Origin of the sequence: Aquiflexum sp. (assembly GCF_041751335.1) — a bacterium.
Classification (GTDB): Bacteria; Bacteroidota; Bacteroidia; order Cytophagales; family Cyclobacteriaceae; genus Aquiflexum.
In genome coordinates this window covers 1-10,612 of record NZ_JBGSXS010000440.1, presented here as the reverse complement: position 1 = coordinate 10,612, position 10,612 = coordinate 1, and the positions used below count along the sequence as shown (strand labels likewise).

The window sequence follows — 10,612 nt, the reverse complement described above, 5'->3', positions numbered from 1 at the left end:
ACCATTTTCCCCATAATATATTTCAACAAGTTGGATTTTTTCTTGAGATTGCTAATCTCGAGGAGCCGAGAAGCGGATTAACAAAGAGCCTGGGGAAAAAACTCTGGGGAATTATTAATACTAAATATTATCTGATCCGTGGTTCGATTGGAAATTTCTTACAATCAATACTCTTATAAAGAAAAGTGGAATCAAAATTGTCAAAAGTGCAGGGATATTAATCAAATATAAATTGAAATAAGCAGCATAATAAAAGGAAATACCTGAGTCGATGATAAACCAAACAATGATCCCATAAAACAAGGCATTCCATGCCCATATTTCTTTCTCTTTTAGTGCAAACCGGATGATAAAAATAGCCATTACATTAAACCCTACCATAGTTGCTCCAATAATCCCGAAAAGCCAGTTTTTCAAATCTAGAATTGGGCTTGAAAGCTGTTCTCCTTGATTGAAAACTTCAAAAGTCCCATCATTGTGCAAAGCAAAAACAAAAGAATTTCCAGCAAAAGCGATGAGCAAACCTATTATTAGCATCAAATAATTTGCCCAGAGCAGTATAGCTAACCAAAATAAAAAACGTCTTTCTGATTTTTGTGGTGAATTCATGGACTTTAAAAATAATGAATTCCATTAGTTAAATGAAATGGTATACCCTTAAACAGAATCGTTGCCGTAGGACAAGTATACCGGAATTACAAATTCCATTAATATGTCCTCGGGATAGGATATCCCAAGAAGCTGAGCTATTCGACATTTGTAATGTCGAATGCAGATGAGCGGGATTTTTAATCCCAATCATTTCCTAAGGACAAAGTTACCTGAATTACAAATTCCGTTTTATCTGTTCTCGGGATTGCAAATCCCGAGAAGCCAACTTAATTAGACCTCTTATCCCGCCCCAGACTGATCTTATAATCATCGGGTGTGCCTTTCATATTAACATTGACAAATCGAACCTTTTTGTCATCATTCCTGTACACGATCGCGTCTTCTTGATCAGGATCAACTTCATTTTGGTTTTTCCCTCCAAATAGGGATTTAAATCCTACTGAAGTCACCATGCCCAATGGAATCCTGATAAAATAATCCATGTTCATATCCAAGCTTTGCTTTCCGGAAAGCTCAATAAATCCGAGACTTGAATTGATGTTCATGCTGGGAATATTCAATACTCCATCTTTTAGATCAAAGGTATTGCTAAGCGTATCAAATTTCACATTTCTAAGGTTACGATCCGAGAAATAGCTTGACATGGCGCTCAATGGCGCAAAGTTCACTATGCTGCCCTGATATACTGTCAGGTCCATTTTCGCTTCCGACTTGTCTATAATCGGTGTAAGATCAGGATAGACAAGAAACTTACTGGAAATGGTCCCGCTTACTTTTCCATGAAGATTTTCATTGATCAGGTAATCCTGACCAAAATTCTCAAATTTGATCAGTAGCTTGTCAAGGTCAAGCTTTCCGGCTTTCATCGTACTGTGAAAATATATGTGCTCAGGATCAGAACCATTAAAATATCCCTTTACACCCAAAGTCCCATCTGCCACTTTCAGACCAAGAGTATCCAAATAAATATAGTGATTGGAAGTGGTACGTGCTGTAGCCACCAGATCTTCCAGCCAAAAAGTATGGTAGTTCATTTTCCCGATTTCGACTTTGAAGTCCATTCCCGAGAAAGGAATATCGAAAACATTGAATGCCTCCTGATGGTTGGTGTCTACATCAATGCTTTCAAAGCCCATCAACGCATCCAAATCCAAGGCAAGTGATTTCAGGTAGAAAAAATTTCTTTTATTCCGAAGAGAATCCGGTTCACCAAGCTGATAACCCATATTAACTTTGAAATCGGAGATTCCCATCTTTCCGCTAAAATCAGTGACAGTTAGGAATTCATTTTCATAGTGAATCCTCCCTCCAAAATCCTCCAATCTTAATGGATGAACCTTGAACTTTCCATCAAGATCAGTTAAATAAAAATCAGCGGACTCGAATCCTTTATTATAATGAAGGTCAAGACTTCCTTTCAAATTTAACCTATCAATTTCTTCATTTTGATAGTCATTGGGCAGGTAGTTAACGCCATTGTACTTCAAGAGGTCACTGATATTTAAATGATTGGAGACCAATTCAAATTCAAACCTACTGTCTCCTGTTGGATTTTCGTGAAACCATTTCGGATAATTCTGGACATTCCCAGAAAAGTGAAAATCACTCTTGTCAATCTCACCTGAAAAATCCTTTACTTCCATATCTCTTTCCCCAATCAGAATATCAGCATGAAAATCGTGGAGAGCATGAGGGTAGTTTTCCAGCTTGGCGTAGAAATCATCAATGAAAAATTCCCCTTTGGGCAAATGCTCAAAATTCATTAGTTCCTTTCCAGTTGATTCAAAAGCAATTTTGATTTTAAAATCATTGATTACCTCATTCAAGGAACTATCTGTCGGCATTAATTGCTTTAAATCAATTTTTGAGGAATTAGCATCAATTTTTGCCTTTACAGGTTTGGGGTCACCATGCAGAATTGCAGGTAAATCGCTCAAAGTGCCTGACAGTTTAAAATCTGAATCTGCAATGCGGAAGCTCAAATTATCCAATCGAAGATCTCCCTCTTGCATTAATGCATAGGCATTTACTCTTCTGATCTGATGCGGATAATCAGGCAGGGAAAAATTGAGATTGATGATTTTCAATTCACTCTGCACGCTGTTATTGGCACTACTGATTCTACCTAATCCTGATTCGAAGTCAATGAGTTCATCAAAATCCATATCCACTATAACTTGACCGCTGATCCCTTGAAGACCCTCCACTTCAAAGAAATCTCCCAAAAATTCCAAGTCCAAATCTGCATTCAAATTGATTTTGACATAGGGGTTTTCGAAATCCCTTACTATCAATCTTCCTTGGAATTTACCTTCATCCGGTTTGGCGTAAAAATTCAACAATTGAAATTCTGAGGTCTTCAGACTTCTGTCTTTTCCATTGGTAAAAAATCCGGTAAACCTTAAGTCATCAACTTTTTTATTGATGCCTGTATTGAGAAAATAAGCATTGTCACAACCAAATTCCACTGCAATCTCAGGGACATTGCCATTTCCAGCAAATCCCGTTATACTTCCCTGAAAATACACATCCCCTTCATTTTGATATTTTTTGAGAAGCATTGCCGTCTCATTGGGTAGAAAAGCAGCTAGCAAAGAAAAGTCAGGCTTTTCCCCTGACAATTTTACATCCAGATAAATCTCATCTCCTAAATCTGCCTTGCCCTCCAAACCCAATAGTGCATCTTCCAAATGCAACTTGGAAGGAGCTAGAAACAATTCATTGGTGTTTTGATCATAATCAAATTCCAAATCCAACCTGAAATGCTTTTGATAGAAAAATGAAGGTTTGCTATCTACGATGTAATCAAAAATCAAATCGGAAATCAGATCAATGTAAATATGGTCATCTTGAATTTTAATGGCTGCATCTGCTTTCTCAAGATGGGCATCAATCGTTGATAGGTTTGATAAATCATCAAATTTCACTTTGAAGTTTTTCAATTGGATAGATGACAAATCAATGTTGATTTCTTCTTCTTCCTCACCTGTCACAACTTCATTACCATTTCCCTTTGCCGTCAATAAATTGATATTTCCTTCAGCATCTTTGACCAGATCCAGATGCCCATTTTGAATTTTCAGGCTTTTTACATTGTATTTGCCAGAAATGATGTCCCAAATACTGAAACCTATATATAAATCCTCAGCGGCATATATGATATTGGAATCCTTAGTTTTTCCATCAAAAAAAATTATGCCCTTTAAATCAATAGATATATAAGGGAAATTGGCAAAAGGGGCAATTTGAGAATCTCTTACTTTTAGTTCCCCAAAAAATTGCTCATTCAAGATTCCAATTGCTTTTTGAGTAAGGGCTTTCTGTTGAGCATATAAAAGAATGATGGCAGCAGACGGTATGATGAGAATGATTGAAAATACCAAAATCAGCAATTTTTTTTTACTTTTCATGTGGGCAATTCAAAATGGATTATGTCAATTTCAACGGAAATTGATTTATTCGAATATAAAATTAAGCAAGAATTTTTGATCAAATGTTCAATTAATCCTTCCAGGTTCCCTTAGATTAGTACCCACTTTTCCAGTAAGGGCATCTCCCATATCCAAGTAGGCCTTATCAGCAAGTTTCAAAAACTGATCTACAACTTGTGTATTATCACCTATCACATTATTTTCTTCAGATATATCAGTTGGAATATGGTATAATTCCATTCCTTCCAAATCGACCATGGTATATTTCAATGGGAACCCATCATTTCTAAAATCCTGATCAGGTGCAATCGACCTAAATCGATGTGGAAAATAAAGTTTCCACTCTTCCATAACTATTGCCTGCAACTCATTTCGATTATAATAGACAAAATATGCTTCTTGCGGGGAAGACATTGCATCGTCTATCAACATTGGAGAGATATTCATGCCATCAATGGGTAAAGATGGCAATTGGGCTCCTGTAAGCGCTGCAATAGTGGGTAAAATATCTATACTCATGGCAGGATTTTGTTGTACTTTCCCCTCAGGAATTTTCCCCTTCCATTTCATAATGGCAGGTACTTTCACCCCACCATCCCAGGAAGTGCCTTTACCTTCTTTGAGTGGATAAGCTGAGCCTGAATGTCCTGAATAGGATAACCAAGGACCATTGTCCGAAAGAAAAATCACCAGCGTATTTTCTTCCAATCCATTTTCTTTAAGCGCTTTGAGCACCTCTCCTACTGACCAATCAATCTCCATAATCACATCCCCATAAAGTCCCCGTTCGGATTTACCCTTGAATTTATCAGATACAAACAATGGCACATGTGGCATGGGGTGGGCTAAATATAGAAAAAACGGATTGTCCTTATTCCGCTTAATAAAATCCGCTGATTTTTCGGTGAACCAAGTCGTAAACATGCTCTGATCTGACCAAACTGTGTCTACAACTTTATCATTATGGTATAAAGGTAAAGGGGGATAGTAACCTTTAGTTTCTGGATGGTTGGGCCACATATCATTGGAATAAGGAATCCCAAAATATTCATCAAAACCCTGATTGGTAGGCAAAAACTCAGGATGGTGTCCCAAATGCCACTTACCAAAAATCGCGGTTTGATATCCAAGTGGTTTGAGCATTTCGGCAATTGTTGTCTCATCAGGATTTAGACCATGATTGCTGGAATGGTCCAAGGCCCCATGAATCCCCAATCTATTGGAATAAGTACCTGTTAGCAAAGCTGCCCTTGAAGCCGAACATACCGCCTGTGCCACATAGAAATTGATGAATTTCATGCCTTCAGCAGCCATTTGGTCAAGATTGGGGGTTAGAATGTCCGGTGAACCATATACTCCTAAGTCATTATACCCTTGATCATCAGTGAAAATCAACACAATATTTGGAGTTTTCTGAACTTTCTCTTCGGAAGATGTACATCCAAGTATGTAAACAATAATCACAAACAGCAGAATTAAAGGATTTTTCATAAGTCGGGAATGAATGTGAGGATTTCCAAAATAAATACTTTTTATTGAAAAAAAATTTTCAGGTCAACTGATTTTCATAGCTTTTTAGACGTTCCAAAAGCCAGAGGTATTCTGAGATAAATATATCAATGTTGTCGGAAAAAGATTCATCACTCAGATTTCCATCCCCATCAAATTTTTTGTCCATTTGCGGTGTAATCATCATGAAAGGTGAGGCAATCCCAAATAGTGCAGGAACCAAAAGTAATAGTTTTTGGGCTGCTCGCATTCCGCCTAGAGATCCTAACGAACCCGTCACAATCCCAAATGCTTTCTTTTTGTAAATGGATTTGGGGAAATGATCGAGAAGATTTTTCAGATCAGATGAATAACCGCCGTTGTATTCAGGGGAAACCAAAATAAATCCTTCAGCGCTTTTCATTTTTTGGAATAAAGGCAAATATTCAGATGGTACATCCTCCTTTTTTTGCCAAACAACTTGAATAGATGGAAGACCAAACTCTCTGACGTCCAAAAGATCCACTTCAATCTCATCCCTTTTTTTCAGTGTCGCAAAAATATGTTTGGCAAGTCTCAAAGACACGGTCTTTTTTCTTGGGCTTCCGGAAATAATAAGAATTTTGGTCATTATCTGATTGATTTGATATTACTTATAAATTCATTAGTTAGATGAATTGTTCATTTGAATCTATTTACTTCCAGATTTAAATAAGATGAAATAAATAATGAAAACCATGTAGAACCTGTAAAGAAAAAATTCTAGGCTTCAATTATCCAATAATCTACGATGATAATTGACCTGCCCGAGATGGTAATTTAAATGGCTTACCAGATGAAACATGAAATATTCATAAGTCATAGGTTCATCAAATACAACATGTGGATAATTGCTGTCAAATTTATCCTCTGAAAACAACAAGATGGCATTTGAAACTTCTTGGATTGTTGCATCCAATTGTTGTACCATGGAGTCTCTCGGGACATTCAAAATGGAAAATTCGGCATTTCTGTCTCGGATATACCCGGAATTTCCCATAACAGCGCCTATATAGTGATTTAAATTTCCGATCAGATGTATCGTAAGTGTCCCAGCAGAATTGAGTATATCACCTGAAACTTTCCAGATATTTTCTTCTTTCTTGTAAAGTATCAATTCATTTTTCAACTTATTCAAGTCTCTGTCAAATAAATTTATAAGCGTATCTTTCATCTTTTCTTTCTTTAATCCCCGAATATTATTCCCAATCCTTTAGCACCGTGTACAATAAAACTGTCTTTGCCTACCACATTATTTTCTTTGGTCGCATCTTCTAAAGGAACCGATACGAATGAATTGTTTCTGAAAGCTACCATTTTTCCAAAATCACCTTCCAGTAACATCTCGAAAGCTTTGACACCAAACAAAGATGCCAATACCCTATCGAATGCGGTTGGAGTTCCTCCTCTCTGCACATGGCCCAAAATGGTTTCCCTGATTTCAGCCTCTACTCCAGCATCTTTGAGTTGCTGCGACAATTGCAAGGCCACACCGCCCAATCGAACGTGCCTTGAACCTTCCTCACCCTCTCTTGAGACAATTGTCCCCTCTTTGGCTTTGGCACCTTCTGCAATAACAATGTTGACAAAACCTCTTCCATCATTGTACCTCGACCCTATTCTTTTGGCCAATTTTTGGATATCATAAGGTATTTCAGGTATCAAGCAAATTTCGGCACCACCTGCAATGGCTGTATGCAAGGCTATCCAACCTGCATCCCTACCCATTACCTCCATTATCATGACCCTATGATGGCTTTCCGCAGTAGTGACAAGTTTATCAAAACTGTCAGAGGCAATCTGCACAGCAGTCTGAAAACCAAAAGTCATGTCAGTAGCCGAAAGGTCATTATCGATGGTTTTGGGAACTCCAATGATCGGCAATCCATGGTCAAAAAAAGCTTTGGAGATTTTTTGGGAACCATCTCCGCCAATATTTATCACTGCATCAAAACCCAATTCTTTGATTCTGTCTACGTATTCCTTGGTCCTGTCCACAAAAATGACATTTCCGTTCTCATCTTTGATGGGATAATGCAAAGGGTCTGATTTGTTAGTGGTTTTCAGAATTGTCCCGCCTCTCACGTGGATGCCAGCTGTTTTTTTGCTGGTCAATTTTATTATTCTTAATGGATCGGTAAAGAGGCCATTGAATGCCTCCATACTGCCATACACTTCCCATTCCTTAGTTTTTTTTGCCCTTTTGCAGATTCCTCTGATTACTGCATTTAAACCAGGGCAATCTCCCCCACCTGTCGCGATCAAAAGTTTTTTCATAGATTTAAAAGATTGTTTTTTTCGTTAGGCAACTTACGAAAATAGTTTTTTATAGCCTTTCTTTATTGTTTCAAAATGTAATGGAAATATAATCTATACTCGGATTGGTTGGATGTAATTACTACCTTTAACTTAAATTCTACCAATGACATAAATCGGTGCGGCCCGTCATGCTGATCAGCCGCCGTCACCCTTCTCCAGATGGCTATCGGGAGAAGGGTCTCACGAGGATCAGGAAATGATATATGAACATAAATAGGACCTCTAGAGATCCTTCGTTCCTACCAATGACAGAATTCGGAGCAGCCGTCATGCTGATCCCCCCGATAGCTATCGGGGCTATCGGGAGAAGCATCTCACGAGGTTCAGGAAATGATAAATTTGAACACAAATAGGACCTTTTGAGATTCCTCGTACCTCGGAATGACGAGTAATCTGATGTCATTTCCTATTCAGAACATATACAAAATGTAATACCTGTTTCATAAATCAATAAACTCACTTTTAGTTAAAAAACAATAATGCAAACTGACATTAAAATAGCTGTCTTGATCGATGCTGACAACGTTCCTTCGGCACAGGTCAAGGAAATGATGGAAGAAATAGCCAAATACGGCAACCCGACTATCAAGCGTATTTATGGAGATTGGACGAAGCCTCAATTGGTAAAATGGAAAAATGTCCTTTTGGAAAATGCCATCAATCCCATGCAACAATATGGCTATACATCAGGAAAAAATTCCACTGATTCAGCTATGATCATCGACGCTATGGACATATTATATTCTGAAAGAGTAAACGGTTTTTGTATTGTATCCTCTGACAGTGATTTTACTAAGTTAGCCACTAGACTAAGAGAAGCCGGAATGTTGGTGATAGGAATAGGAGAAAAGAAAACCCCCGATCCGTTCATTGTAGCCTGCGACAAATTCATTTACCTAGAAATTCTTCAAAAACGAGAAGAAGAAGCAGCAGACCAAACCAACAAAACCACACCCTCACCTCAAGTAGATAAAATCAATTCGAAAGTGATTAGATTGATTGCATCCACCATTTCCGATTTGGCAGATGATGATGGATGGGCATTTTTAGGAGATGTCGGGAATTTGCTGCAGAAAAAACAGCCAAACTTTGATGCAAGGAATTATGGATTCCAAAAACTCACCCCTTTAATCAAATCCATCAATGCTTTTGAAATTGAACAGCGGGAAAACCAGAAAGGAAGGTTTAAACTGATTTATGTGAGAAACAAACCCTGATTTTTTACTTTTGAGAACCAATTCACCAACACTGTATGTTGTGACCAATATGTGAAACCTCATGGACCTTGAATCCATGAATAATTTCAAAACTATGGAAAAAAATATAAGGGTAGTCGTAGGACTATCCGGTGGAGTTGACTCCTCAGTCGCCGCTTACCTTCTCAAAGAACAAGGCTATGAAGTCATCGGCATGTTTATGAAAAACTGGCATGATGAATCAGTAACTATCTCAAATGAATGCCCTTGGATGGAAGACAGTACCGATGCCATGTTAGTGGCAGAAAAACTAGGAATTCCCTTTCAGGCCATTGATCTCAGTGAAGAATACAGGGAAAGGATCGTCGATTATATGTTTTCAGAATATAAGGCAGGTAGGACTCCCAATCCGGACATTTTATGTAATAGAGAAATCAAATTTGATATTTTTCTCAAAGCCGCACAAAAGCTCAAAGCGGATTTTGTAGCCACAGGTCACTATTGTCAAAAAGGTAAACTTGAAGTAGCTGGCAAAACAGTTTACAGACTTTTGGCAGGTGCGGATCCCAACAAAGACCAAAGTTATTTCCTTTGCCAATTGAATCAGGAACAATTGGCCAAAGCGCTGTTTCCAATCGGACACCTACAGAAATCAGAAGTTAGAAAAATCGCCAAAGAACAGGACTTGATCACTGCAGACAAAAAAGACAGTCAAGGGCTTTGTTTTATTGGAAAAGTCAGGTTGCCCGATTTCCTCCAACAACAACTCCAACCTAAGAAAGGGGCAATTGTAGTAGTTCCCGAAGAACTTCCGATTTACAAATCCAAATTGGTTCCTGCAGGTATTTCCTTTGAAGACTTTGACTTGGACACTTTGGACAGTCTATGCCTACCGATCAAATATTCCCCGGATCAAGGAAAAAAAATCGGGGAACATAATGGTGCCCATTATTTTACCGTGGGTCAAAGAAAAGGTTTGCAAGTTGGTGGAACTGGCAAGCCATTGTTTGTCATTGCCACAGATACTCAGGAGAATATCATCTATACCGGATTAGGCGAAGATCATCCGGGATTAAACCGTCAAGGTCTCTTTGTACCGAATAAAGAGATTCATTGGATCAGAGAAGACCTAAAACTAATTGTAGGCGAATCTGCCAGATACCAGGCTAGAATCAGATACAGACAGCCATTAACCTCGGCTACTTTGATCATGAAAGAAAACGGACTCTATATCCTATTTGATCAAACCCAAAGAGGAGTTGCCTCAGGTCAGTTTGTGGCCTGGTATGAAGGTGAGGAAAGCATTGGGTCGGGGGTGATTTTTTAGAGGGATGAAGGCTGAGGGATGAAGGATGAAGTTAGAGGGTAGATTTTAGATTTTAGATTTAAATAACCCAAATATGAAGGAACGTCCTCCTAAATTCGGATTTTAAAATAGCATAAATATCTATATCCGTTTTCCAAACCTTAAAAACTGCCTACTGAGACTGAAAACTGCCTACTGAAAACTGTAAACTGCCTACTGAA

Annotated in this window: 8 protein-coding genes; 2 read left to right on the top strand and 6 right to left on the bottom strand. The window is 38.2% G+C overall.

Annotation, left to right across the window (positions count from 1 at the left end):
• Positions 1-120 precede the first annotated feature (120 nt).
• From ACEW8U_RS23185 to ACEW8U_RS23160, 6 genes are all read right to left on the bottom strand, one after another.
• Positions 121-537: a hypothetical protein gene (locus ACEW8U_RS23185; protein ID WP_373524436.1), complete on the bottom strand. Its 417-nt coding sequence runs from the start codon at positions 535-537 to the stop codon at positions 121-123.
• A gap of 341 nt (positions 538-878) precedes the next feature.
• On the bottom strand, positions 879-4,022 hold the full coding sequence (locus ACEW8U_RS23180) for an AsmA-like C-terminal region-containing protein (RefSeq protein ID WP_373524435.1): 3,144 nt from the start codon (positions 4,020-4,022) through the stop codon (positions 879-881).
• 87 nt (positions 4,023-4,109) lie between these two features.
• Positions 4,110-5,534, bottom strand: coding sequence for a sulfatase (locus ACEW8U_RS23175; protein ID WP_373524434.1), 1,425 nt, complete (start codon positions 5,532-5,534; stop codon positions 4,110-4,112).
• Positions 5,535-5,592: 58 nt separating this feature from the next.
• A complete protein-coding gene (locus ACEW8U_RS23170) occupies positions 5,593-6,162 on the bottom strand; it encodes an NADPH-dependent FMN reductase (RefSeq protein WP_373524433.1) in 570 nt (189 codons plus the stop codon).
• A gap of 138 nt (positions 6,163-6,300) precedes the next feature.
• Positions 6,301-6,744: a DUF1572 family protein gene (locus ACEW8U_RS23165; protein ID WP_373524432.1), complete on the bottom strand. Its 444-nt coding sequence runs from the start codon at positions 6,742-6,744 to the stop codon at positions 6,301-6,303.
• A gap of 11 nt (positions 6,745-6,755) precedes the next feature.
• A complete protein-coding gene (locus ACEW8U_RS23160) occupies positions 6,756-7,847 on the bottom strand; it encodes a 6-phosphofructokinase (RefSeq protein WP_373524431.1) in 1,092 nt (363 codons plus the stop codon).
• Between the two features lie 521 nt (positions 7,848-8,368).
• Between ACEW8U_RS23160 and ACEW8U_RS23155 the strand changes: the two genes are divergently transcribed.
• Both ACEW8U_RS23155 and mnmA read left to right on the top strand, forming a co-directional pair.
• Positions 8,369-9,106, top strand: a complete 738-nt coding sequence (locus tag ACEW8U_RS23155; RefSeq protein ID WP_373524430.1) for an NYN domain-containing protein — start codon at positions 8,369-8,371, stop codon at positions 9,104-9,106.
• A gap of 94 nt (positions 9,107-9,200) precedes the next feature.
• Positions 9,201-10,412, top strand: a complete 1,212-nt coding sequence (mnmA, locus tag ACEW8U_RS23150) for a tRNA 2-thiouridine(34) synthase MnmA (RefSeq protein ID WP_373524429.1) — start codon at positions 9,201-9,203, stop codon at positions 10,410-10,412.
• Positions 10,413-10,612 lie beyond the last annotated feature (200 nt).